This window comes from Deinococcus aquaedulcis (genome assembly GCF_019693445.1).
GTDB lineage: Bacteria > Deinococcota > Deinococci > Deinococcales > Deinococcaceae > Deinococcus > Deinococcus aquaedulcis.
Genome location: NZ_JAHRBL010000001.1, coordinates 17,705 through 40,460, shown reverse-complemented (window position 1 = coordinate 40,460; position 22,756 = coordinate 17,705). Strand labels below are relative to the sequence as shown.

The 22,756-nt window shown below is 68.2% G+C and carries 23 protein-coding genes; 11 read left to right on the top strand and 12 right to left on the bottom strand.

The window, feature by feature from the left end; translation table 11 throughout:
* The first annotated feature begins 152 nt into the window (after positions 1-152).
* From KMW22_RS00220 to murJ, 4 genes are all read left to right on the top strand, one after another.
* A complete protein-coding gene (locus KMW22_RS00220; RefSeq protein WP_221088016.1) occupies positions 153-290 on the top strand; it encodes a hypothetical protein in 138 nt (45 codons plus the stop codon).
* Between the two features lie 131 nt (positions 291-421).
* Entirely contained in the window at positions 422-853 is a 432-nt protein-coding gene (locus KMW22_RS00215) for a uracil-DNA glycosylase (RefSeq protein ID WP_221088015.1), read from the top strand.
* Positions 853-1,314, top strand: a complete 462-nt coding sequence (locus KMW22_RS00210; RefSeq protein WP_221088014.1) for a hypothetical protein — start codon at positions 853-855, stop codon at positions 1,312-1,314. Before KMW22_RS00215 ends, KMW22_RS00210 begins: the two co-directional genes overlap by 1 nt.
* Positions 1,315-1,404: 90 nt before the next feature.
* Complete coding sequence (gene murJ / locus KMW22_RS00205; RefSeq protein ID WP_221088013.1) at positions 1,405-3,018, top strand: murein biosynthesis integral membrane protein MurJ; 1,614 nt, start codon at positions 1,405-1,407, stop codon at positions 3,016-3,018.
* Between the two features lie 122 nt (positions 3,019-3,140).
* Here the strand turns inward: murJ and KMW22_RS00200 are convergent, their stop codons facing one another.
* Entirely contained in the window at positions 3,141-3,707 is a 567-nt protein-coding gene (locus KMW22_RS00200; RefSeq protein ID WP_221088012.1) for a YdcF family protein, read from the bottom strand.
* A gap of 163 nt (positions 3,708-3,870) precedes the next feature.
* On the opposite strand from KMW22_RS00200, the gene topA reads away from it, so the two are divergent.
* On the top strand, positions 3,871-6,774 hold the full coding sequence (gene topA, locus KMW22_RS00195; RefSeq protein ID WP_221088011.1) for a type I DNA topoisomerase: 2,904 nt from the start codon (positions 3,871-3,873) through the stop codon (positions 6,772-6,774).
* Between the two features lie 148 nt (positions 6,775-6,922).
* Positions 6,923-7,234: a hypothetical protein gene (locus KMW22_RS00190; RefSeq protein WP_221088010.1), complete on the top strand. Its 312-nt coding sequence runs from the start codon at positions 6,923-6,925 to the stop codon at positions 7,232-7,234.
* Between the two features lie 51 nt (positions 7,235-7,285).
* Here the strand turns inward: KMW22_RS00190 and KMW22_RS00185 are convergent, their stop codons facing one another.
* The 3 genes from KMW22_RS00185 to KMW22_RS00175 all read right to left on the bottom strand — a co-directional run bounded on the left by KMW22_RS00185 (position 7,286) and on the right by KMW22_RS00175 (position 9,364).
* Positions 7,286-7,837 (bottom strand): SRPBCC family protein, encoded by a 552-nt coding sequence (locus KMW22_RS00185; protein ID WP_221088009.1) that lies wholly within the window; start codon positions 7,835-7,837, stop codon positions 7,286-7,288.
* Between the two features lie 77 nt (positions 7,838-7,914).
* A complete protein-coding gene (locus tag KMW22_RS00180; protein WP_221088008.1) occupies positions 7,915-8,670 on the bottom strand; it encodes a PIG-L deacetylase family protein in 756 nt (251 codons plus the stop codon).
* 235 nt (positions 8,671-8,905) lie between these two features.
* Positions 8,906-9,364, bottom strand: a complete 459-nt coding sequence (locus KMW22_RS00175; RefSeq protein ID WP_221088007.1) for a DUF4870 domain-containing protein — start codon at positions 9,362-9,364, stop codon at positions 8,906-8,908.
* A gap of 41 nt (positions 9,365-9,405) precedes the next feature.
* Between KMW22_RS00175 and rnhA the strand changes: the two genes are divergently transcribed.
* A complete protein-coding gene (gene rnhA / locus KMW22_RS00170; RefSeq protein ID WP_221088006.1) occupies positions 9,406-9,954 on the top strand; it encodes a ribonuclease HI in 549 nt (182 codons plus the stop codon).
* A 59-nt stretch (positions 9,955-10,013) separates the two neighbouring features.
* A complete protein-coding gene (gene yqeK / locus KMW22_RS00165) occupies positions 10,014-10,604 on the top strand; it encodes a bis(5'-nucleosyl)-tetraphosphatase (symmetrical) YqeK (protein WP_221088005.1) in 591 nt (196 codons plus the stop codon).
* Here yqeK and KMW22_RS00160 read toward each other — a convergent pair.
* Complete coding sequence (locus KMW22_RS00160; protein WP_221088004.1) at positions 10,580-10,978, bottom strand: GNAT family N-acetyltransferase; 399 nt, start codon at positions 10,976-10,978, stop codon at positions 10,580-10,582. The genes yqeK and KMW22_RS00160 overlap by 25 nt on opposite strands.
* A gap of 85 nt (positions 10,979-11,063) precedes the next feature.
* On the opposite strand from KMW22_RS00160, the gene KMW22_RS00155 reads away from it, so the two are divergent.
* A complete protein-coding gene (locus tag KMW22_RS00155; protein ID WP_221088003.1) occupies positions 11,064-12,428 on the top strand; it encodes an MFS transporter in 1,365 nt (454 codons plus the stop codon).
* A gap of 56 nt (positions 12,429-12,484) precedes the next feature.
* Here the strand turns inward: KMW22_RS00155 and glmU are convergent, their stop codons facing one another.
* The 6 genes from glmU to KMW22_RS00125 all read right to left on the bottom strand — a co-directional run bounded on the left by glmU (position 12,485) and on the right by KMW22_RS00125 (position 18,012).
* Positions 12,485-13,939: a bifunctional UDP-N-acetylglucosamine diphosphorylase/glucosamine-1-phosphate N-acetyltransferase GlmU gene (glmU, locus tag KMW22_RS00150; RefSeq protein WP_221088002.1), complete on the bottom strand. Its 1,455-nt coding sequence runs from the start codon at positions 13,937-13,939 to the stop codon at positions 12,485-12,487.
* A 77-nt stretch (positions 13,940-14,016) separates the two neighbouring features.
* A complete protein-coding gene (locus KMW22_RS00145; protein WP_221088001.1) occupies positions 14,017-14,946 on the bottom strand; it encodes a prolipoprotein diacylglyceryl transferase in 930 nt (309 codons plus the stop codon).
* Positions 14,947-15,033: 87 nt separating this feature from the next.
* Positions 15,034-15,816: a twin-arginine translocase subunit TatC gene (tatC, locus tag KMW22_RS00140; protein ID WP_221088000.1), complete on the bottom strand. Its 783-nt coding sequence runs from the start codon at positions 15,814-15,816 to the stop codon at positions 15,034-15,036.
* A gap of 21 nt (positions 15,817-15,837) precedes the next feature.
* Positions 15,838-16,077 carry a twin-arginine translocase TatA/TatE family subunit gene (locus tag KMW22_RS00135; RefSeq protein WP_221087999.1) on the bottom strand — a complete coding sequence of 80 codons (240 nt, stop codon included), beginning with the start codon at positions 16,075-16,077 and terminating at the stop codon, positions 15,838-15,840.
* A gap of 318 nt (positions 16,078-16,395) precedes the next feature.
* Positions 16,396-17,124, bottom strand: a complete 729-nt coding sequence (locus KMW22_RS00130) for an SDR family oxidoreductase (RefSeq protein WP_221087998.1) — start codon at positions 17,122-17,124, stop codon at positions 16,396-16,398.
* Between the two features lie 573 nt (positions 17,125-17,697).
* On the bottom strand, positions 17,698-18,012 hold the full coding sequence (locus KMW22_RS00125) for a KGG domain-containing protein (RefSeq protein ID WP_221087997.1): 315 nt from the start codon (positions 18,010-18,012) through the stop codon (positions 17,698-17,700).
* Between the two features lie 206 nt (positions 18,013-18,218).
* Between KMW22_RS00125 and KMW22_RS00120 the strand changes: the two genes are divergently transcribed.
* A complete protein-coding gene (locus KMW22_RS00120) occupies positions 18,219-19,229 on the top strand; it encodes a chemotaxis protein CheB (protein ID WP_221087996.1) in 1,011 nt (336 codons plus the stop codon).
* A gap of 9 nt (positions 19,230-19,238) precedes the next feature.
* On the opposite strand, the gene KMW22_RS00115 is transcribed toward KMW22_RS00120, so the two are convergent.
* Entirely contained in the window at positions 19,239-22,205 is a 2,967-nt protein-coding gene (locus tag KMW22_RS00115; RefSeq protein WP_221087995.1) for a CheR family methyltransferase, read from the bottom strand.
* 227 nt (positions 22,206-22,432) lie between these two features.
* Between KMW22_RS00115 and KMW22_RS00110 the strand changes: the two genes are divergently transcribed.
* Positions 22,433-22,747 carry a PAS domain-containing protein gene (locus KMW22_RS00110; RefSeq protein WP_221087994.1) on the top strand — a complete coding sequence of 105 codons (315 nt, stop codon included), beginning with the start codon at positions 22,433-22,435 and terminating at the stop codon, positions 22,745-22,747.
* Positions 22,748-22,756 lie beyond the last annotated feature (9 nt).

Genomic DNA, 22,756 nt, shown 5'->3' with positions numbered 1-22,756 from the left:
GGGGGTCACGGGCGCTGTTCTACCCCCGCGCGGCCGGCAGCGCAATGCCTGCCCGCTGCCGGGGGCCACAGGGGCTGGACAGCGAAAATCCCAAGCCTGGGTAAAGGCCAGCGCGGGGCGGGGCCCAGCAGAGGTGCCGTACGCTGGGGCCCATGATCCGCTACCGCCGCCAGAACGCGCTGGAACCCGAAAAGGACGCCGAACTGAACATCAACCTCGTGCCGCTGCTGTTCTTCGTGGTGGGCTTTCTGGGCGTGCGCGCCCTGATTCACACAGCGCAGCGGGAATAAGGAAGGGCAGGGCTGGTGGGGAGCATCCGGGTCGCCGGGTGCTCCTGACTTGTGCTGCTGCGGCGCGGCCACGGTGCCCCTTTACCCTTCACCGGAAACCGGCGGGGCCAGCGCGCGCTACTCTGAGCCCCATGACCCAAAGCGCAGCGCAGCAGTTTAAAAGCACCCGCAGCGGTCGCCTCGTGGTGCCCGGCTGGATGAATCTGGTTCCCGGCAAGCCCGATGCCGTGGAGGTGCAGCTGGACGTGGTCCCCGAGGACCTGGGCCGCACCCACGCCAGCCTGCTTATTGAATACTGGGCCACCCCCGACGACCTGACCCTGCAGAGCGTGCTGCCCATCCGGGCCTTCGGCGCCGCGCAGGACGGCTGGTGCGCCATCGTCCCGGCCGCTGGCCGCGTGCTGGTGCGCGCCATTGACCCCGAGCCCACGCCCCCGGTGCTGGCCAGCCACTGGATCAACGTGGACCCGGCCACCGTGCCCGGCACCACCGTGCATGTGCGGGTGGCCTTTCCGGCCCAGCCCAACCCGGTGCAGAACCTGCTCAACCCCGGGCGGGCGTAATGGAGCCGGCCGCCCACACGGTCATTACCCGCGAGGAAATTGCGGGGGTGGAGTTCGACTGGTTTGCGGCCGACGAGCAGGGGCACATCGCGCAGTTGCTGGCGGCGGGCGACGACACGGTGCCGCAAGCGGCGCTGCAGTCCGAGGAACTGCTGGAGGCCATTCACGTCTGGATTGACACCCGCCCCGAGCACGAGGAGGCCAACGCCCCGGCCGGCGGCTTCGACGAGCATCTGACTGCCCCGCAGCGGCGCGGCGCCTTTGTGTATGACCGCCTGCCCGGACAGCCCGGCATGTACCGGCTGGTGGCGGCCCCGCGCACGCCCCTGACCGTGAGCGGGCTCCCAGGGCACCTGCAGGCGTACCTGCAACCGTTAACCCTGGGCGTGACGTTCGGGGCTGGGCGTCTGTTCATCGGCCCAGACGGCCACGCGCGGGCACTGGACGAAGCGCTGGACTGAGAAACCGGAGGCGGCGGGGCTGTGGGCAGGCATCCCACAGCCCCGCGTGCTTTTCGGCCCAGTGCGGCGCGGCGGCAGTACAGTGGCCAGGTGAGTCTTCCGCCCTCAGGCCCGCCGCCTGCCCCACCCGAAATCAACCTGTCGTTCGAAGACGCCGGGCCACCCGCCGCTCCCCCACCCGCGCCGCCCCGGCGCTCGCTGCGGGCCAACACCATCATCGTGATGCTGGGCACGCTGGGCTCGCGGCTCTCGGGCATTCTGCGCCAGCAGATCATCAACCTTTTCGACGAACGCCTGACTGACGCCTTTACCGTGGCGGTCAAGGTGCCCAACCTGCTGCGCGAACTATTGGCCGAAGGGGCGCTGGTCAATTCGTTTATTCCGGTCTACAAATCGCTGGACACCCAGGGGCGGCGGGCACTGGCGCAAACCTTCAGCGGCGTGATGATCGCGGTGAACCTGCTGCTGATGGCGCTGGGCATTCTGGCCGCGCCCCTGGTGGTGGACCTGCTGCTCTCGGGCACCTCGAACGTGGACCGCGAGGTGGCGCTCTACATGACGCGGCTGGTGATGCCCTTTCTCATGCTGATCAGCCTGTCCAGCGTGGCGATGGGCCTGCTGAACGCCGACGAGCACTTCCGGGAGAGCAGTTTTGCGCCCATCGCCTTTAACCTCGCCAGCATCGCGGCGCTGGCCCTGCTGCCCGACACCGCCACGTGGCTGGGCGTGGGCTGGCTGCTGGGCGGGGTGGCGCAGCTGGTGGTGCAGCTGCCGGCCCTGCACCGCTTTGGGCTGCTGCCCATTCCCCGGTTGGGCGGGCACCCGGCGCTGGGGCGGGTGCTGCGGCAGATGGCGCCGTTTACCCTCACGGCCGGCGCGCGGCAGATTCTGAACGTCTACGTGACCAGCCTGCTCACCAACGTGCAGCAGTTTCCCAAGGGAACGGCCACGGGCTACGCCAACGCCGAGGCGCTGTTCACAATGGTCAACGGCCTCTTTGTGGTTTCCCCCGTGCTGGCGGTGTTTCCGCGCTTTTCGCAGGCGGCGGCCGACCGCGACTGGGCCCTGTTCCGGCAGCTCACCGCCCAGACGATCCGCACCACCACCTTTCTGGCCGCGCCCATGAGCGCGCTGCTGGTGGTCCTGGCACCCTACGCGGTCAGCCTGATGAACCTCAAGGTGCCTGCCGGGCCCGAGGCGCTGGACAAGTTCGTTGCCGGCAGCGGCATCCTGACCGGCTGGGCGCTGGCGCTAGTGCCCTGGGCGCTGGTGACGGTGCTGCTGCGCACCTTCTACGCCCGCGAACGCACCCGCGAGGCGGTCACGGTGAGCGCCCTGGGCTTTGTGCTGGAGGTGGCGCTGTACCGCCTGCTGGTGCCCCCGCTGGGCTTAAGTGGCTTTGGCCTGAGCACCACGATCAGCGGCGTGCTGATGACGGGCGCCCTGCTGTACCTGTACCGCCGCGATGTGGGCTTTCCGGGGCGCGAAGTGGCCAGCCACCTGGCGCGCGTGTTGCCCCTGGCCGCGCTGGCGGGCGCGGCAGCCTGGCTCTTGGCCAAGGTGCTCCCCGCCCCCGGCTTTTTCGTGCAGGGGGTCCTGGGGCTGGCGGTGGCCGGCGGCGCGGGCTTGGCCCTCTATCTGGCCGGCGCCCTGGCCCTGAAACTGCCTGAGGTCGGAGCAGTGACGCGGCGACTAAGGCGGTAAGGGGAGGTGGGCAGTGGTGAGTGGAACAGCTTTTTCCACTCACCTTTTTCCTTACACACCCGGAGCTGCTTCAGCCCCTCATCTTTTCCCACTTCCTACAACCCACTGCCCAATTCCCCTCTTCACACCCCCAGCAGCGCATACCCCAGCAGCGCCAGGCGCTCGCGCAGCAGGTACAGGCGGCTCACCTGGGGGCTCAGGGGGCTGGGGCTCACGTTGGCGTCCAGGCCCAGGGCGCGCGCCAGGGCCAGGGCGCGGGGGGCGTGGGCTGCATCGGTCACCAGGGTCACGGGGGTGCCGGGGGGCAAACTCACGCGGGCATTACGCAGGTTTTCAATAGTGGTGCGGCTGCGCTCCTCGGCCACCAGGGCGCGGGGGGGCAGGCCCCGCCCGGCCAGATACGCGGTGCCCACGCCGCCTTCGGTGTAGGGATCACCGGGGCGGCGCCCGCCTGTGACCACCACGGTGCGCACGCCGCCGGCGCGGTACAGCTTCAGGGCGTGGTCCAGGCGGCGCTGAAAGGCGGGGCTGGGGTGCCCGGCGTACTGGGCGGCACCCAGCACCACCAGCGTGGAGTGGGGCTGGGCCGGGGCCGGGGCCGACAGACGCGGCGCGACCAGAAACGCGCCCAGCAGGGCCCCCACCACAGCCAGGGGAAGAAAGAAGACGGTGGCACCCCGCGAGCGCATCAGGGGGCAGCCTAGCATGAAGAAAATCTGAAGCCTGAGACGGTTCTGAAGGCAGGGACTGCCAACGAAGGCCAAGGCAGATTGATTTCCTTCTCCCGGAAGCCGGGGCGGGGGCGTGCTACGCTCCTGCCTGACTTCTCCGTGCCAGAGGAGCCCCTCTTTTATGCCCAGACCAGCCTCCAACACGCTTGTGATCGTCGAGTCGCCCGCCAAGGCCCGCACCATCGAGAAGTACCTCGGAAAGGGGTACACGGTGGAATCCAGCATTGGGCACATCCGCGACCTGCCGAAAAGCGCCTCGGACATTCCCGAGAAGTACAAGGGCAAGGCGTGGGCCCGGCTGGGTCTGGACATCGAGAACGACTTTCAGCCGCTGTACGTGGTCTCGCCGGAGAAAAAGGCCCATGTGGCCAAGCTGCGCAAGATGGCCCAGGACGCCAGCGAAATCATTCTGGCGACCGACGATGACCGCGAGGGCGAGAGCATCGCGTGGCACCTGTACCAGGAACTGAGGCCCAAGGTGCCGGTGCGGCGCATGGTGTTTCACGAGATCACCAAGGAAGCCATTCAGGCCGCCATCGCCGCGCCCCGGCAGATTGACACCAACCTCGTAGAAGCCCAGGAGGCCCGGCGCGCGCTGGACCGTCTCTACGGCTACGAGGTCAGCCCGGTGCTGTGGAAGAAGGTGGCCCCCAAGCTGAGCGCCGGGCGGGTGCAAAGCGTGGCCACCCGCATGCTGGTGGAACGCGAACGCGAGCGCATGCGCTTTGTGAGCGCCACCTGGTGGGATCTGCTGGTGACCGGGCGCACGGCAGGGGGGCAGACCTTCCCCGCCCGCCTGACAGACGTGGCCGGGCAGAAACTGGCACTGGGCAAGGACTTTGACCCCCTGACCGGCAAGCTGAAAGAGGGCGCAGACGTGCGCCTGCTGACAGAGGCCGAGGCGCGCGCGCTGGCCGAGGCCCTGACCGGGCAGCCCCTGACCGTCACCAGCGCGGAGGAAAAACCCTTTACCCAGCGGCCCTACGCGCCTTTTATCACCTCCACGCTGCAGCAGGAGGGGAGCCGCAAGCTGGGCTTTGCGGCCACCCGCACCATGCGCGCGGCGCAGAAGCTCTACGAGGGCGGGTACATCACCTATATGCGCACGGACTCCACCAACCTCAGCACCGAGGCGGTGACGGCCGCCCGCACCCAGGTGGCGCAGATGTACGGCCAGGACTACCTCTCGCCGCAGCCGCGCGTGTACGCCAAGAAGGCCAAGAACGCCCAGGAAGCGCACGAGGCTATTCGCCCGGCCGGCAGCCGCTTCCGCACGCCCGACAGCCTGCGCAGCGAACTGGGCGGCGATGAATGGCGCCTGTACGACCTGATCTGGAAGCGCACTGTGGCCTGCCAGATGGCCGACGCCCGGGGCCGCAGCCTGCGCGTGCGCCTGAAAGGGCAGGCGGGGCCGGACGCTGTGGGCCTGAGTGCCTCGGGGCGCACCATTGATTTCCCCGGCTTCCTGCGCGCCTACGTGGAAGGCAGCGACGATCCCGGCGCCGCCCTGGAAGACCGCGACACGCCCCTGCCCCCCCTGAAAGAAGGCGAGCGGGTGCAGGCCCAGAGCGTGAAGCCCGAAGGCCATGAGACCCAGCCCCCCGCCCGCTACACCGAAGCCAGCCTGGTGCAGGCGCTGGAAGGCGCCGGGATTGGGCGGCCCAGCACCTACGCCAGCATTCTGGGCACCATTCAGGACCGGGGCTACGCCGTGAAAAAGGGGCAGGCGCTTATTCCCACCTGGACCGCTTTTGCCACCTCGGCGCTGCTGGAACACCACTTTGGCAAGCTGGTGGACTACGACTTCACCGCCAAGATGGAAGAGGACCTGGACGACATTGCGGGCGGGCGCGCCCAGCGGGTGCCGTACCTGAAGCGCTTTTACCTGGGCGAGCGCGGCGAGGGCATGGCCCTGCGGCCCCTGATTGACTCCAAGATGGGCGAGATAGACGCCCGGGGCATTGCCACCATCCGCGTGCCCAAGCTGGACGGCAGCGGCATTGAGGTGCGCGTGGGCCGCTACGGCCCCTACATGGAGCGCGGCGAGCAGAAGGCCAACCTGCCTGAAGAGCTGGCGCCCGACGAACTGACCCCTGAAAAGGCCGAGGAACTGCTGTCGCGCCCCAGTGGTGACCGCGTGCTGGGCGTGGACGAGGCCACCGGGCACCCGGTGGTGGCCCGCGCGGGGCGCTACGGCCCGTATGTGACGCTGGGCGACACCACCCCACCCGTGCGCACCGCCAGCCTGTTCCCCAGTGACGACCTGCGCACCATCTCGCTGGAACGTGCCCTGAAGCTGCTGAGCCTGCCCCGCTTGGTGGGCGTCAGCGAGGGCGAGGAGGTCTGGGCCATGAACGGCAAGTTCGGCCCGTACCTCAAGCGCGGCGGGGACAGCCGCTCGCTGACGGGCCACGAGGAACTGTTCACGGTGACGCTGCCCCAGGCCGAGGCCCTGTTCATGCAGCCGCGCTTTGGCCGGGGCCGGGCGGCTGCCGCGCCGCCCCTGCGCTCCTTTGAATACGAGGGCCGCGCGCCAATTGTGCTCAAGTCTGGCCGCTTTGGCCCCTACCTGACTGACGGCGAGCGCAACGCCACCCTGCGCAAGGGCGAGGACGAGGGCACCCTGAGCGCCGAACGCGCCCTGGAAATTCTGGAAGAGCGCGGCAAGGAGCCCAAGAAAAAGCCGGGCAAGGCCCCGCGCAAAGCGGCGGCGGCACCGAAAAAGGCCACGGCGGCCAAAAAGCCCGCCGCCAAAACAGGCGCGGCACGTACCACAGCGGCCAAGAAACCGACCAGCAAGGCGGCCAAACCCGCCGCCCCCGCCAAGGCCACCTTCACCTGGGCCGACCTGAAACCGCATCTGGGCGTCCTGAGCCCCCAGGAACGCCAGCTGGTAACCGCCACCCGCGAGCAGGGCCGCAAGGTGGAAGAGGTGGCCCCCGAACTAGGCCTGGACGTCAAGAAGGCCAAGGGCATGGCGCTGCAGGCCAGCAAGAAGCTTAATCAGGCGGCGCGCGGCGGATGATTGAGGCGTCGAGGGGTCGAGCAGTTGAGGCGTCGAGCGGCCTTACGTTCTACTCGACGTTTCGCCCACTGGCCCTCTCGACCTGTCCTCTCCCCTCTTTGACCCTTAGACCCTTAGACCCTTTGACCCCCGCCGCAGGCGGCTTCCCATGCCCCGCTCCTTAGCCCCCGAAGCCCCCCAGGCTCTGCATCTGGCGCGGCTGGCGCAGGGCAGTCCGGGGCACTGGGTGAGGCTGCCGGGGAGCGGGCTGCGGGTGGTGCACCTGTCGGGCACCCTGACTGGGCCGACAGAGACGGGCTACCTGCTGTGCCTCAGCGGCGAGGCGGTGGTGGACCTGCCGCTGAGCAACTTCGTGCGCCTGCGCCCCGCCGAGGGCTACCGGGTGCAGGCGCAGACCCCCTGGACCGCCTTTGCCACCAAGGACGGTACCGTGCTGCTGTTCAGCACCGAGCAGGACTAAAGCGAGGGGGCCCATCTGCCAATGCAGGCGGGCTCCCCTCAATCTCCCTCTCTATTTCTTGCGCTTGGCGGCCTTCGCGGCTTCCTTGGCGGCTTTTTTCTCGGCTTTCTGGCGCTCCTGCAGTTCGCGGCCCATGTCTTCCAGAAGCTGCGCGCCCTGGGCGTCCACGCTGCGCTGCAGTTCCAGCAGGGTGGTGGCCACCATGTTGTGCAAAATGCGCTCCACCGGGGCTTTTACAAACTTGTAGCGCACGCGGGCGTTCACCGTCAGGGTGACTTCGGTGCCGCCGGGCATGGGCCGGAACACCCAGCTCTGGGTGAGTTTCTCCAAAGGCCCTACATGGCGCACGCTTTCCCAGCCGCCGCGCTGCGGGGCCTGCAGCTGGCCGTACTTGGCGGTAAAGCGCAGCCCCAGCAGGCGGCGCGAGAACTTAAAGCGCACCAGGGCGTTGTTGCTGAGGCGGCCCCCCTCGCCTTCGTAGTCGGCCTGCACCAGATTGGGGTCCCACTTCAGGCGCCGCTTGGGTTCCAGGGCGAGGCGGTACAGCACGTCCGGACGCGACCGGACGACGATGGTCTGCTTGATGCTGATGGGCTCGGCCATAGATAGCTGCCACTGTAGCGCGGCGGGGGTGGCCCGTCCGTCCCGCCGCTGGCTCCCGGCTTCAGCCCCGCCTGTTCTCAATCCAGGTACTCGCGCGCGCGCAGGTGCGAGGCCCGCAGGTTAAAGCGCTCGGCGGCGCCCACCCCGGCCAGACGGCCCAGGTCGGCGCGGGCGGCGCGGTACTGATCGGCGGTCCACTGCCAGCCGTAAAACGCCTGGTAGTAGGCCATCACGTCGGCGCCCACGTCCACGGTGTCAGTGACGTTTACAAAGACTTCGGGGTAGGGGCTGGCCGGAGCGTAGTACTGGTAAAAGCGCACCGGCTCGCGCCACGCGTCCAGGCGGCGCAGGTCTTCGCCACTTTCGGGCGCCGCGTCGCCGCTGAGGTCCGGCGCTGGGGGCATGGCCGCCCCGCCCCCCGCCTCGTTGATGATCTTGGGGATGCGCGCCAGGGTGATGGCGTCAAAGGCGATCTTGGCGGTCATGCGGTGGTCGGGATGGGGGTGGTCGTCACTCCAGGTGAGGATGGCGTTGGGGCGAAAGCGGGCGTACAGGCGGGCCAGTTGCAGGGCCTCGGCGCGGCTGCCAGTCATGCGGCTATCGCCCATGTCGAAGAAATGGTGCGCCGCGCCAATGCGCCCGGCGACCCAGGCACCGTGCTCGCGGCGCACGCGCGTCACCTCCTCGTGTGGGGCGTCGCCAAACTGGCTGGCCAGCTCGCCCAGGGTGGTCCAGACCAGCATCACATCGTCGCCGCGCGCCGCGTGCCGGGCCAGGGTGCCAATGCAACCGATCTCGTCGTCCGGGTGGGCAAACACCGCCATGATTCGCATAAGAGACAGGGTAGTGGGTTATGGGCTGTGGGGTGTAGGCAGGGTTGCGGTCGTGCGCGGCGGCCTTGGCCGACCGCCGAAAAGTTCTGTCCGGCGTTACGGCGTTTTCCTGGTCGGAACGACTCGCAGTGCGGCGGGAGGGGTACAGATTTCCGGGCACGAAGCTCGAACAGCGCCCCAAAAAGGGAACATCCAGGAAAGACCTGGATGTTTCCGAAAAGGACGGCGGTCCGTTTTATCTGAGGAAGCGAATGGTCAGGGGGTAGTGGTAAGGCTGGCCGGCACTGACGCGCACCACCGCCACGATCATGAAGATGAAAGGCACCAGCCCCAGCACCACCAGCACCGGCAGGAAGAACAGGAAAAACCCGCTCAGCGACCCCAGCACCGCCAGCCCGCCCAGGTCGGTGCCCGCCGCTGCCCCCACCGCGCCGCCGATCAGGCCCAGGCTAAACAGTGCAAAGGCCAGCACGCTGACCACCAGCCCGTACAGCCAGAAACTCAGCTGAAAGTTCAGGGCCTCTTTGCCCTGGTCGTCCAGCGCGCGGCTGCGGTCCCGGAAGGCCAGCCACGCCACCAGTGGCCCCAGCACGTTGCCCAGGGTGGGCAGCAGCAGCCCCGCCAGCGGCGAGAGGTGCGTGATGATCGCGGGCGTGCGTTCGGGCTCGGTCAGGAGGGCGGGCAGGCGGGTCATGGTTGACACTACGGCCCGCCTCTGCCTACAGTTCCCAGGCAATGACCAAGGGCCGTCCCCAGAATGCTGCGCAAAAGGCGCAGGCCGCCGCGCGTGACCGCCTGCCTATCAAGGCAGGCATTCAGCCGCCTGCACCCATTCAGGGCGAGAACGTGGACCTGTACAGCGACGGCGCCTGCGACACCCAGGCTGGCCACGGCGGCTGGGCCACCATCCTGAACTACAAGGGCAAGGAACTGGTGCTCAGCGGCCATGAAGAAGGCACCACCAACAACCGCATGGAGCTGCGCGGCCTGCTGGAAGGCCTGAAGGTCCTGAAACGGCCCTGCCAGGTGCGTGTGGTGACCGACAGCCAGTACCTGCGCAAGGCCTTTACCGACGGCTGGATTCTGAAGTGGCAGCGCAACGGCTGGAAAACGGCAGGCGGCGACCCGGTGAAAAACCAGGACCTGTGGGAAGAACTGATTGCCCAGGCCCAGACCCACGCCCTGACCTTCGTGTGGGTCAAGGGGCACGCGGGCCACGGCGAAAACGAGCGGGTGGACCAGCTGGCTGTGCAAGAGCGCAAGAAATTGCGGGCGCGGGGGTGAAGGTCTGGGGGCCCTTCTGGCCTGCTCCTCTGCGCGAGGCGGCGCCCTACAACGGACGGATGTTGGCCGATCTGGCCGCCGATGTGGACGCGCTGCTTGCCGCCTGCGGGCGCGAGATCATCCGTGAACATGTGCCCCGTGTGGCCGACGAGGCAGCGCGTCTGGCCCGGCACTTCGGCGTGGACCCACTGGCCGCCCGCACGGCGGCGCTGCTGCACGACCTCGGCGGGGTTGTCCCCCGTGGAGACATGGTGGCGCTGTGCGAATCGCTGGACCTGCCCGTGTTGGCCGAAGAGCGGCAGGTCCCCCTGTTACTGCACGCCGCCCTGAGCGTGGTCATCGCCCGGGACCGGTATGGCGTGCACGACCCTGACATCTTGCAGGCCATCCGGGTTCATACCACCCTGCATGCACGGCCCACCCCGCTGGACCTCGTGGTGTTTCTGGCCGACAAGCTGGAATGGGACCAGGGCGGGGTGCCGCCCTATGCCGCTGAGCTGCGCGCGGCCCTGGGGGGCGGCCTGCACGCGGGCGTCCAGTGGATGCTGGCGTGGCTGGCCTCGCCCGAGAGCCGCCTGCTGCTGCCGCACCCGGACCTGAAAGCAGCCTGGGCAGCGTTCGGCCTTCAGGCCACCCACTCGCAGCGGTAACGCGCCCGGGGCCAGGGCGACGGCATGGCCTGCACGGCAAAGCCACAGCGGCGGTAGAACCCGGCGGCCTCGTCATCCGTTTCGGCCGTCAGGGTGCGGAGGTTCAGGTGGCGGGCCACCTCGCGCAGCAACGTGCGCGCGTGTCCCTGGCGGGCATGGTCCGGGTGGGTGCCCAGGTGCAGAACCGTGGCGGCATCTCCGTTGACCTCCAGGCCCACGGCACTGACGACCTGCCCGGCAAAGGCCCAGGCCAGGACCAGACGGGGACCTTGCCGGTAGCGGTCCAGTTCCGCCGCAATGCGGTCCGGGTCAGGAAACATGGCCTGCATCAGCAGGGCTTCGGTGGCAGGGGTCAGGCCGGGCTCACTCAGCATGGGGCGCCACTGTAAAGCGGCCCGCGCTGGCCCTCGCCATTCGGCGTATCGTGCTGCAGGCCCCGCCGGGCCTACGCTGGGCGGTATGACCCAACTGCTTGCCCCACCGAACGGCTGGCGCACCTTTCTGTGGCTGTGGGGCTCGCAGGCGCTGAGCGTGATTGGCTCGGCGGTGGCGGGGTTCGCCTTCAATATCTACCTGACCCAGACGCGCTTTCCGCTGGCCGAGCAAAAGCCGCAGCTGGCCGCCGCCCTGTCGCTGACTGCGCTGGCCTGGACCCTGGCGGCGACCCTGAGCGCGCCGCTGGCCGGCGCCTGGACAGACCGGCACGACCGGCGGCGCATCATGCTGGCCTGTGACTTTGCGGGCGCCGCCCTGACCTTCGCCACGCTGGGCCTGCTGCTCTCCCCGGCGGCGCCGCTGTGGGCGCTGGTGACCCTGGCGGCCTTGCTGGGGCTGGTGTCTACCTTTCACGGCTCGGCGTTCGATGCCAGTTACACCAGCCTCGTGCCCCGGGACCGCCTGCCCCGCGCCAACGGCCTGATGCAGACGGTGTGGAGCCTTGCCGGGCTGGTGGGTCCCGCTGCCGCCGCCCTGCTGATTGGCGTGCCGGCCCTGCTGCGTGACGCCGGCAGCGGCCCGGCGTGGCTGAGCGGCTTAAAAGACGGCGTGCCCTTTGCGTATGCGGTGGACGGCCTGACCTTTCTGGTGGCGGCGGCTGTGGTGTGGCGCCTGTCTATTCCTTCGCCCGCGCCACGCCCGCGCGCCGAGCGGCCCACGCTGGCGCAGGACATGCGCTTTGGCTGGGTGTTCATTGGGCAGCGGCGGCCCCTGCTGGCGCTGCTGCTGACCTTTGCGGTGGCCAACCTGTGCACCAGCAACCTAGGGGTCCTGGAACCCCTGATCGCCAAATTCGGCCTGAGCGCCGACTGGGCGGCCCGGGGCGGCACGCTGCAGGGCGCCCTGGCCACACTGGCGATCACCCAGAGCGTGGGCGGCGTGCTGGGCGGCATTCTGATCAGCACCTGGGGCGGCCTGAAGCGGCAGCGGGTGCTGGGCGTGCTGGTGCCGATGGTGGTGTCGGGGCTGGCGTTCGCGGCGTTTGGGGCCAGTGCCACCGTGCTGGGCGCGGCGGCGGCGCTCCTGGTGGTGGGCCTCACGCTGCCAGCCATGAACGCCCACTCCCAGAGCATCTGGCAGTCGCAGGTACCGCCCGAGATGCAAGGCCGGGTGTTTTCCGTGCGCCGCCTGATTGCCCAGTTCACGGCCCCGGCCAGCACGGCCCTGGCGGGTGCGCTGGCCGCCCGCTACGCCCCCGGCAGCGTGGCCGTGGTGGCGGGATTGGTGCTCGCAGCCGTGGCGGCCCTGCAACTGCTGAACCCGGTGCTGCGGCGGGTGGAAGACCCCAGTCTGTCGGCCCATGTGGACCCTCAGCCAAGCGCGTCCTGAACCAGAGAAAAGCGGCCCTGATGAAGGGCCGCCTCTCTTTTCCTGCTTCCCACTCCCTACTGCCCACTTCCCCGGTCCAGCCACCCGGACAGCCACGGGAGCTTCTGGGCCACCTTCTCGCGCATGCCGCCCCAGTAGCGGCGCGACCACCCTTCCAGGGTGCGCTGTTTGCCGCGCGCCACGGCCAGGGCGCCTTCGGGCACGTCCTCGTGCAGGGCGCTGCCGGCGGCCACAAAAGCCGCGTCGCCTACCACGCGCGGGGCGATCAGGGTGGAATTGCTGCCAATGAACACGCCGGCGCCCACCTGCGTGCGGTGCTTGTTCACGCCGTCAAAGTTCGCCACGATGGTCCCGGCGCCCACGTTGGTTTCCTGGCCAATGGTCACGTCGCCCAGGTATGCCAGATGCCCAGCCTTGACCCCGGCGGCCAGCTGGGCATTCTTGGTCTCCACAAAGTTGCCGATGTGCACGCCCTCGGCCAGCACGGTGCCGGGGCGCAGGCGGGCAAAGGGCCCCACATCGCTGCCCGCGCCCACCTCGGCGCCTTCCAGCACGCTGTGGGGCTTGACCATCACGCTCTCGTGCAGCACCGCGTCGGTGAGCACGCTATAAGCCCCAACCGTGACGCCACTGGCAATCCGGGTGTGACCGCGCAGTACCACGCCGGGTTCGAGGGTCACGTCCTGGGCAATCTGCACCGTGTCCTCGATGTACACGGTTTCCGGCATGGGAATGGTCACGCCCGCGCGCATGTGCGCTTCGGTCAGGCGCGCGCGCAGAATGCGCTGGGCATCGGCCAGGCCCAGGCGGTCATTGGCGCCCATCACCTCGTCGGGGTCCGGGAGTTTGAATGCCTGCACGGCGGCGCCCTGCTCGCGGTACAGGCCCAGCAGGTCGGTCAGGTAATACTCGCCGCTGGCGTTGGTGTTGGTGATGCGCGCGGCGAGGTCGCGGGCGCGGCCGTCCATCAGGTACACGCCGGAGTTGAATTCGCGTACGGCGCGTTCCTCGGGCGTGGCATCCTTTTGCTCCACAATGCGCGATACGGCGCCCTGCTCGTCGCGCAGAATGCGGCCGTAGCCGGTGGCATCGGGCAGTTCACCGGTCAGCACGGTAAAGGCGCTGCCCCGCGCGCGGTGGTCGGCCAGCAGGTCGCGCAGGGTCTGGGCACGCAGCAGCGGCGTGTCGCCGTACAGCACCAGCACGTCGGCGTCGCCGTGGCTATGCAGGGCCTCCAGACCGGTCAGGAAGGCGTGGCCGGTGCCCAGCTGCTGGGCCTGCCGGGCAAACACCACCGGCTGCCCTGCCAGGGCGGCCTCCACCTGCTCGGCGCCGTGACCGGTCACGACGACCACCTGCCGCGCCCCCAGCTCGTGGGCGGCCTTCACGGCCCAGGCCACCATGGGGCGCCCTGCCACCGGGTGCAGCACCTTGGGCAGCGTGGACTTCATGCGGGTGCCCTGCCCCGCCGCCAGAATCACCACGTCCAACGGACGACTTGTCTCGCTCATATCGGCGCCACTGTACCAGTCTGGGTGTGGGGAACAAAAAAAGGCCCCTCAGGGGGGCCACGGGGTGGGTGAAGGGTTCAGGCGCTTCGGGCTTCCGGGCTGGGCGCGGGCACCGGGGCGGGGGCGCCCTTCTTGCGCAGGCGCAGCAGCATCCAGATACTGACCAGAATCAGGGGAATGCTGATCAGGTGCGTATCGGTGAAAAAGCCGATGCCGGGGGCGTCCAGGCCCTGGTTCAGGTAGGCCCGGGGCGACAGGGGGTTCAGGCGGAAGGTTTCTTCCCAGCCCGCGCGCAGAATGCTGTACCACAGCCAGAACTGCCAGAACGCCCAGCCCGGAATGCGCGAGCGCAGCCAGAAGTAGGCCGCCACCGACAGGATGATGCCGATGATCACGCCGTACAGCTGCGCAAAGTGCACGGGCGCGGTCATGACCAGCTGATCGCCAATGCGCTGGCAGTACTGCGAGAGGTCCATGTCCGGGTTGGGGTTGCGCACACACATGCCGTCGTGGAAAGCCCGCGCGCTGTCCGGCCAGCGGAAGCCGATGGGCCAGCCGGTCACGCGGCCCACCGTGTCGGTGCCGTTCATGATGTTGCCGATGCGTCCGCCAATGATGCCAAAAGCCACGCCGGGCACGCACAGATCGGCGTAGCGGTAGAAGTCCATGCCCTTGCGGCGGGCGTAATACAGCATGACCAGAATGCCGCCGATAAGCCCGCCGTGAATGGAAATTCCGCCCTGGCGCAGGTTGACGATGTCCAGCAGCACCCGGGGGAAGGGCGTGTTCTCGAACTGCTGCCAGGAGGTCAGCACGAACACCAGCCGGGCGCCCACCAGCCCCCAGACGATCATCCACAGAATCATGTCGTTGAACAGGTCCACGTTCAGGCCGCGTTCGCGCGCCATTTTCGTGCCCACCCACACGCCCGCCACAATTCCCAGCGTGATCAGCACGCCGTACCAGGCAATCGTGAAATTGCCAATCTGCAAGAACACCGGATCCATAGGTGCTTTGTAGTGTAGGGCTTATGGCCACAGAAAGCGGCCTGCCTTCCAGTGGAAGACAGGCCAGCTGGGCCAAGCAGAGGCGCTTTACAGGCCCAGCGCCGGGCTTTCTTCGGGCGGCGGCAGGCGGAAGGCCCGCGACAGAATCACGCCCAGCTCGTAAAGCACGTACAAGGGAACGGCCACCAGCAGCATGTTCGTGGGGTCCGGGGTGGGGGTAATAATGGCGGCGGCCACCATGATCGCCACGAGCGCAATGCGCCAGCCCTTGCGCAGCATGACGTGATTCACAATGCCAATCCGGGTCAGGATGACCGCCAGGATGGGCATTTCGAACGACAGCCCAAAGGCGATCAGAAAGGTCGTGATGATGCCGATGTAATTGCCCAGGCTGAAGTTGCCCTCGACCGCCCCGGCCATAAAGTCGGCCAGAAACGGCACCATGGTGGGCAGCACCAGTTTGTACGCGAACAGCACGCCGCCCAGGAACGACAGGCCCGCGCCCAGGATGAACGGCAGCGCCCAGCGACGTTCGTGGGCATACAGACCAGGCGCAATAAAGGCCCACACCTGCCCCAGGATGAACGGCAGGGCCAGCGCCAACCCGGCCCAGAACGAAATATTCAGGCTGAGCATGAGCTGTTCGGTGAGTTGCAGGGTCACCAGCTTAACGTTGCCCGCCGCGTACTGCTTGGAATAGGTCAGCGGCTCCCGGAGCAGTTCTATGAGCTGCACCCGGAACTGAAACGCCACCACCAGCCCCAGCGCCAGGAACACGAGGCTGATGACAATGCGCTTTCTGAGTTCGTCCAGGTGGTCAAACAGCGGGGCGCTGGCCAGCCCGCCCTGGGGATCGGTGCCGTGGGACATGGAAGCAGGCCCCCTGACGGCTCAGCCGCGCCGTTCGGTCACAGACTCGGCGGGGGTGTGCAGCGGGGCGCCCGTGGCAGGGTCCAGCTGGCGCGAGGGCACGTCGGTGACGGCGGCGCGGTCCTCGCCGTGGCGGGTTTCGCGCTTGAACTCCTTGATGCCCTGGCCCAGGCCCTTGCCCAGTTCCGGCAGTTTGCGGGCGCCAAACACCAGCGCGATGATCACGATCAGCAGAATGATTTCCAGCGGTCCAATTGACATGGCGGGTCTCCTTGGGGGCACAAACTCAGCCCCTTTGTCCTGAAGGTATGCGATTCGCGGCCGGGCAGATTGACCCCAGCTCACCTATCCAACCTTAATCTGCCCGGGTCAAGAGACGGTGAAGGTGGGACGAGAGAAGCCCTGCCAAGGCCGGTTCTGTGTACGGACTGCCGTCCATCTTCAGAACGGCACCGAATGGAGCCCGGTTCTGGCCCCGTTCAGGTTCGGTCACCGGACATCCGTCGTTTTTTCCTCTCTGCCGCGCCGCTCTGCAACGCCATTCCGTGGAAAATACGCCGGCCTGTTCCGGCCGCTGGATCAGATCCCCCAGCCGCCATCCACCAGCAGTTCCTGCCCCGTGATGTACCCGGCCTCGTGGGTGGCCAGAAAGGCCACGGCCGCCGCCACCTCGCCGGCCTCGCCAAAGCGCCGGGCCGGAATGCGCGCGGCCAGGGCCGCTGCCTCGGCGGGGTCGCGGTGCAGGGCCTGCAGGCGCTCGGTGGCGGTGTAGCCGGGGGCCACGGTGTTGCAGGTCACGCCGTCTTCCGCCACTTCCAGCGCCAGGGTTTTCAGGTGATTGGTGACCGCCGCGCGCATGGCGTTGCTGACCGGCAGGTTCAGCGCCGGGCGCCCCACCGTCAGACTGGTGACCGCAATAATGCGCCCCCAGCGCCGCTCGCGCATGCCGGGCAGCACGCCCGCCGCCAGCCGCGCCGTGCTGAGAAAGGTGGTTTCAAAGCCCTGCGTCCAGGCCGCCTCGGTGACTGCGCTGGGCCGGGTGGGGGGTGGGCCGCCCGCGTTGCTGACCAGAATATCCACCTCTGGCGCGGCGGCCAGCGCCGCCTGCACGCCGGCCTCGGTGCCCACATCGGCCACCACCCAGCGCGCACCCAGGGGTTCGGCGGCGGCGCGCAGGGCCTCTTCGCCGCGCGCCGCCAGGGTCACCTGGGCCCCCAGTTCGTGCAGGGCCTGCGCCGCTGCCAAGCCAATGCCCTTGCTGCCGCCCGTCACCAGGGCGCGTTTGCCGTCCAGCCGAAACAGAGCCATAAGCGCAGGCTACGGCATAAGCAGGCTGTGGCAGATGCGGGGTCTGCGCTACACAGCAGCGGCCAGCTCCCTCCTGGAGCCGACCGCGCTCCTTAAGGCCGATGTCTTTGGCAGAGCGTTTGCACGGACGAACGTTTGCACAGTGTCCGGCGAGGTGACGCGGCTGCGATGAAAACGCGATTAGGAAGCATCAGCCTGCTCGCCCCTCTCTGCGGCGCCGCTTTCCCAGGCTCAGCCTCTGTGCGTCTTCACAGGCAGGACCCAGGGCGCTCTCTGCCCAGCTGTCCTCATGACCAAAACCTGCCCCAGATATCCACCCGGGGCCGCTCTTCGTTCCCGCTGTTCAAGACAAAAAAAGGACAGGACTTCCCCGGATGGGGTGCCTGTCGGCTACGGACCACCGGCCTCGAACCGGTAACTGGACACCTGCTGCCCGGCCCGCTCGCACGTCCGTTTTTGCGAAGGTGGACGCCCCCCTTCGGTGCAGGGCCCTGTGGCCCTTGGGGCGCTGGCGGCCCTGTCCGTGTTCACGGCCGCCAGCCTCCCCGCTGTCTTTACCCCAACAGCCGGGGATCAGTCGTTCTTGTGGCTCTGGCGCCCAGCTTCGGCGTGCTGCTCGCTGGTGCCGCCGCGCTGGCCGCTCCCCTCTTCGCCGCCACTCCCGCCCTGCCCGCCGCGCGAGGCTTGACCGCCCTTGCGCCCGGCTTCGCGGGCTTCCTCGCTGGTGAACTCGTGGGCGTTGCCACTGGCGTGGGCCGCGCGGCCACCTTCCGCCGCGATGGCGCGCTGACGCTCGGGGTCCATACCGGCAAAGCCGCGTCCGCCGCCGTTGCGCTTGCCCTCGTTGCCCCCGTTGCCGCCATTGCCGTTTCCGTTGCCATTGGTCATGCTGGTGCCTCCTCTGGGGTCTGTGGCCCCACTGAACCTGTCTGCGCGCTGCGCGTGACCCGTCTACTGTGGCGTGTGCGCCCCGGCGCTCCGTGACAGCCGGGTAATGTGGCCGCCAGCCCGAGCTTCGCCTCTTCCCCGGTTTGGCTTAAGGTTCCTTAAGGGCGCGCCCCCGCCGGCAGCCGCGTGGGGCACAATAGGGCCCTATGGCACGCGCGCCCGTTGTGGTTATTGGCGCTTCTGCAGGTGGGGTCGAGGCCCTGAGTCAGCTGGTGGCCGGACTGCACCCCGACCTGCCAGCGGCGGTGTGCGTGGTGCTGCACCTCTCGCCCCATAGCCCCAGCGCCCTGCCCGAGATTCTGGGCCGCGCCGGGCCCCTGCCCGCCCACCAAGCCACCGACGGCGAGCGGGCGCGCCCCGGGCACCTGTACGTGGCGCCGCCTGACCACCACCTGCTGCTGGACGGCGAGCGGCTGGCGGTCACGCGCGGGCCCAAGGAAAGCCGCTTTCGCCCGGCGGTGGACGCCCTGTTCCGTTCGGCGGCCCACACGCGCGGCTCCGGGGTGATCGGCGTGGTGCTCTCGGGCTCTATGGACGACGGCGCCTCGGGGCTGTGGAACATCAAGCGGCAGGGGGGCGTGGCCGTGGTGCAAGCCCCCGGGGACGCCGCCTTTGACGCCATGCCCCGCGCCGCGCTGGAGCAGGTGGCGGTGGACCATGTGGCCCGCGCCGCCGCCCTGGGCCCGCTGCTGAGCCATCTGGTGCTGACCCACCCCCCAGAGGTGCCCATGCCTGACCCCCTGACCGACGACGAACGCGCCCGCCTGGAACTGGAAGTGCGCCTGGCCCGCCAGGGCCCGGCCTCGCCGCACGACGTGTCGGCCCTGGGGCCGTACTCGGCCTTTACCTGCCCCGAATGCCACGGCGCCATGGTGCAGATTGAAGAGGGCGGCGCCCTGCGCTTTCGCTGCCACACCGGCCACGCCTACACCGCGCCGGTGCTGCTGTCTGAACTCTCGCGGGCCATTGAAGACCAGCTGTACCAGACCCGACGCGCCATGGACGAAGGCATTCTGCTGCTGGAACGTCTGGGCCAACGTCTGCCCGGCCCGCAGGCCCAGGCCCTGCTGAGCCAGGCCCAGGCGGTGCAGGCCCGCGCCAACGTCCTGCGCGACCTCGCCCTCAGCCACGCGCCGCTGGACGAGGACGTGCCCTAGGGCCGCTGACTAGTCCTGCTCGGGGGGCGGCCCCGCGTCGCCGGTCCAGTCGGGGCCCTCGGCGGCGGCGCGGCGCATCAGCTCGGTGACGTCTTCAAGTTTCAGCACGACCATCACGCTGGTTTCGTCCTCGCCGGGCACCGGGTCCACCTCGATCTTGAACTGGCGCGGGCCCAGGTGGGGCGCGTGCAGGGTCAGCACCTGGCCCACCACGGCCTCGCCGCCGGCCAGCACCTCGTGCAGGCGCTGCAACAGTTCGGGCTCATCTAGCATGAAGTTGCCCAGGTGGTGCAGCCGCTCGCCGCGCACCTGCGCCGGGCTGCTGCGCAGCAGCGTGTACAGCGCGCGGTTGGCCGTCACCACCCGCAGCCGGGCGTCCAGCACCAGCACCGGGTCGTGAATGCTGTCCAGCACCCGCCCGGCATACGCCGAGGTATCGCGCGCCTGCTGTTCCAGCGCCTTGATGCGGTCAATGTTGGTAAAGGCCACCACCACGCCGTCAATAAAGTTGTCCGAGGTACGGTAGGGGCTGATGCGCATCAGGTACCAGTGCTCGTCGCGGGTGCGCACCTGGGTTTCAAAGACTTCCAGGGTGTCCAGCACCCGCACGATATCGGCCGTCAGGTGCTCGTAGAACAGGTTCACGTTCAGATCCGACAGGGGCCGCCCCAGGTCCACGGGCATCAGGTTGATCACGCGGGAAATGCGCGGGGTAAAGCGCTTGACGCGCAGGGCGTTGTCCAGAAACACGGTGGCAATGCCGGCGCTGTCCAGAATGTTCTTCAGGTCGTCGTTGGCCTGCATGGACTCGAAGATCACCCGCTGGTGCTCGGCGTTGATGGTGGTCAGTTCCTCGTTGAGGGATTGCAACTCTTCCTTGGAGGTGGTCAATTCTTCGTTGGTGCTCTGCAGTTCCTCGTTCGTGGTCTGCAGTTCCTCGTTGGTGCTCTTGAGTTCCTCCATAGACACGGCCATCTCTTCGACCGTGGACTGCAGGGTTTCTTTGTTGTACTGGAGTTCGCGCTGCAGGGTCAGAATCTGGTCGGCGTGCTCGGCGGGCGGGGGATCCAGGCGCCCCGTGGCCCGCTCCTGAAACTCAATGAGCAGCAGGCGCTGCGCGCGGGCGGGCAGCAGGCGCACCGTTACGTCGATCTCGCAGGGGGCGCCGTCCACCTCGGTCGACACGCGCCGCACCACCTCGCGGTGCTCAGCCAGCGCCTGACGCACCAGGGCCGGCAATTCGTAGCGCAGGCCCTCGCGCGCCATGTCGAACACGTTGGTCATGACCGTGCCGGCGGGCAGTTCCAGGTAGCGCGCGGTGCTGCCGTGCACGTACTGGATGTCACCCCCCTCGTTGATCACCACGGCGGGCGGGGCGTGGTGGGCCAGCAGCAGGCTCTGGGCCAGGTGCGGCACGCTGCCGGCCCGGCCGCCCGGCACCACCTTGCTTTCCGGCACCGTATGCGGCACGGGCGGCGTGCTGGGACTGACACCCTGGCCCAGCAGCAGGGGCAGGGCGGCGCCCTCGCCGCGCACGTAGATTTTCCAGCGCAGGTTCAGCGGCCGGAACAGGTCGCGGTCCGAGCCTGCCGTCTCGCTGGCGCCCAGAAACAGCAGCCCGCCCGGGCGCAGCGCGTAGTGAAAGATGTTCATGATCTGGCGCTGCAGCTCCACTTTCAGGTAAATCAGCATGTTGCGGCAGCACAGCAGGTCCAGCCGGGTAAACGGCGGGTCCCCGAAGGTGTTGTGCAGCGCGAAAATCACCGATTCCCGGATGGCCGAGCGCACCTGATACCCGCCGTCCTTTTCCTCGAAGGCGAACGCCAGCCGCTCGGGCGACACCACGTAGGCGATCTCGGGCGGGTACAGGCCGTAACGGGCTTTTTCGATGGCCTGGGGGTCAATGTCGCTGGCAAACACCTGCACCTTGAAGACGCGCTCGGTTTTCAGCTCGTCCATCAGCTCGTGCAGCACGATGGCCACCGAATACGCCTCCTCGCCGGTGGCGCAGCCCACCACCCACACCCGCACCGTGTCCATGTCCTGTTTCTGGGTCAGCACGGAGGTGCGCAGGTTTTCCTTGAGATCGGCAAAGGCCTCGGCGTCGCGGAAAAAGCTGGTCACGTTGATGGTGAAGTCCTGAAACAGCGCGTCGATTTCCTGGGGAACGTCCTGCAGAAAACGCATGTACTGCGCCACGTTGTCCAGGCGGTGGTTGCGCATGCGGCGGTCAATACGCCGGATCAGGGTGCTGCGCTTGTAGTTGCTGAAATCGTGCCCGGTTTTCACCCGCACCAGCCGCAGAATCTTCTGCAGCGGCACCCCAGCCTGACCGTCTTGCACGAGGTCTTCCACCCGCAGCGTCTGGCGCCGGGTCACGCGCATGTACAGGCTGGGGGCCAGTTCCTCGGCGGGCAGAACGTCGTCGGCCAGCTGGGTGCCGGCCGCGCTGGCGGGCATGGAGGGGTACTCGGCGCTCTGGGGGTCCTGCACCAGCACCAGCCCAAAGTGCTCCTTGATGGCCTGAAGGCCCTGGGTGCCGTCGGTGCCCATGCCAGACAGCACCACCGCCACCGCGCTCTCGCCCTGATCGGCGGCCAGCGCCTCGAAAAAGGTGTCAATCACCCGTCCCTGCGCCGCCTCCAGGTCTTCGAGCAGCAGCACCCCGTTCATGATGCTCAGGCTGTGCCCGGGCGCAATGACGTACACCGTGTTGGGCTGCGCGGCCATGCCGTCTTCGATTTGCAGCACGGGCATGCCGGTGCAGCGCGCAAGAATGTCGGGCATCAGGCCCCGGTGGTCGGGGTCTAGGTGGGGCACCACCACAAACGCCATGCCGCTGTCGGCGGGCAGGCTGAGAAAAAACCGCTCGTAGCCGTCCAGTGCGCCGGCCGAGCCGCCGATACCCACGATGGCGCTGAGCCCCGGTGCGGCAGATAAAGAGGGCCCGGCGGGCGCGTACTGGGGATCAGGCATAGCGGTGGCTTACCATAGCGCCTGCCCTGAAAGTAAAAAAATAATGAAAGGTCTGCTAACACAAATCAAGAAAGGGGGCCATGTTGAAGAGGCATAGGCACGGTAAGGTTTCATACAAAGTTGACTGGCCTTCTTTCGTTCGTTCGCGTTTGCTGCCCGGAGGTGCCCACTATGGATTTTCCTGACAACGTCGCGGCGCTCCTACGCCGCGTGCCCCAGGTGGTCTCATGACCTCAGATGACCGCGCTGCCCTCTTGCGCCAGCAGGCCGAGCAGGCCCTGCATACCCAGGACAGCCCTCCTGTGCCTGTCCCCCGCCCGGCGCCCGGCGCCCAGGAGCACGAACTCTTGGTTCACCAGATTGAACTGCGCCTGCAAAACGAGGAACTGAATCGCAAGAATCTGGAACTGGAACTGGCCCGGCAGGAGTACGAGCAGCTGTTCGATTTCGCGCCTGTGGGCTACGCCACCCTGGACGACACCGGCGTGGTGCTGCGCGCCAACCTCACGCTGTGCCGGATGCTGGGCGTGGACCGGGCCTAGCTGCTGCGG

Excerpts from the sequence above, each read along its gene's own strand:
- KMW22_RS00220 (WP_221088016.1), top strand. The coding sequence starts at position 153 with ATGATCCGCTACCGCCGCCAGAACGCGCTGGAACCCGAAAAGGACGCC.
- KMW22_RS00215 (WP_221088015.1), top strand. The coding sequence starts at position 422 with ATGACCCAAAGCGCAGCGCAGCAGTTTAAAAGCACCCGCAGCGGTCGC.
- KMW22_RS00210 (WP_221088014.1), top strand. The coding sequence starts at position 853 with ATGGAGCCGGCCGCCCACACGGTCATTACCCGCGAGGAAATTGCGGGG.
- KMW22_RS00200 (WP_221088012.1), bottom strand. The coding sequence starts at position 3,707 with ATGCGCTCGCGGGGTGCCACCGTCTTCTTTCTTCCCCTGGCTGTGGTG.
- topA (WP_221088011.1), top strand. The coding sequence starts at position 3,871 with ATGCCCAGACCAGCCTCCAACACGCTTGTGATCGTCGAGTCGCCCGCC.
- KMW22_RS00190 (WP_221088010.1), top strand. The coding sequence starts at position 6,923 with ATGCCCCGCTCCTTAGCCCCCGAAGCCCCCCAGGCTCTGCATCTGGCG.
- KMW22_RS00185 (WP_221088009.1), bottom strand. The coding sequence starts at position 7,837 with ATGGCCGAGCCCATCAGCATCAAGCAGACCATCGTCGTCCGGTCGCGT.
- KMW22_RS00180 (WP_221088008.1), bottom strand. The coding sequence starts at position 8,670 with ATGCGAATCATGGCGGTGTTTGCCCACCCGGACGACGAGATCGGTTGC.
- KMW22_RS00175 (WP_221088007.1), bottom strand. The coding sequence starts at position 9,364 with ATGACCCGCCTGCCCGCCCTCCTGACCGAGCCCGAACGCACGCCCGCG.
- rnhA (WP_221088006.1), top strand. The coding sequence starts at position 9,406 with ATGACCAAGGGCCGTCCCCAGAATGCTGCGCAAAAGGCGCAGGCCGCC.
- yqeK (WP_221088005.1), top strand. The coding sequence starts at position 10,014 with ATGTTGGCCGATCTGGCCGCCGATGTGGACGCGCTGCTTGCCGCCTGC.
- KMW22_RS00160 (WP_221088004.1), bottom strand. The coding sequence starts at position 10,978 with ATGCTGAGTGAGCCCGGCCTGACCCCTGCCACCGAAGCCCTGCTGATG.
- KMW22_RS00155 (WP_221088003.1), top strand. The coding sequence starts at position 11,064 with ATGACCCAACTGCTTGCCCCACCGAACGGCTGGCGCACCTTTCTGTGG.
- glmU (WP_221088002.1), bottom strand. The coding sequence starts at position 13,939 with ATGAGCGAGACAAGTCGTCCGTTGGACGTGGTGATTCTGGCGGCGGGG.
- KMW22_RS00145 (WP_221088001.1), bottom strand. The coding sequence starts at position 14,946 with ATGGATCCGGTGTTCTTGCAGATTGGCAATTTCACGATTGCCTGGTAC.
- tatC (WP_221088000.1), bottom strand. The coding sequence starts at position 15,816 with ATGTCCCACGGCACCGATCCCCAGGGCGGGCTGGCCAGCGCCCCGCTG.
- KMW22_RS00135 (WP_221087999.1), bottom strand. The coding sequence starts at position 16,077 with ATGTCAATTGGACCGCTGGAAATCATTCTGCTGATCGTGATCATCGCG.
- KMW22_RS00130 (WP_221087998.1), bottom strand. The coding sequence starts at position 17,124 with ATGGCTCTGTTTCGGCTGGACGGCAAACGCGCCCTGGTGACGGGCGGC.
- KMW22_RS00125 (WP_221087997.1), bottom strand. The coding sequence starts at position 18,012 with ATGACCAATGGCAACGGAAACGGCAATGGCGGCAACGGGGGCAACGAG.
- KMW22_RS00120 (WP_221087996.1), top strand. The coding sequence starts at position 18,219 with ATGGCACGCGCGCCCGTTGTGGTTATTGGCGCTTCTGCAGGTGGGGTC.
- KMW22_RS00115 (WP_221087995.1), bottom strand. The coding sequence starts at position 22,205 with ATGCCTGATCCCCAGTACGCGCCCGCCGGGCCCTCTTTATCTGCCGCA.
- KMW22_RS00110 (WP_221087994.1), top strand. The coding sequence starts at position 22,433 with ATGACCTCAGATGACCGCGCTGCCCTCTTGCGCCAGCAGGCCGAGCAG.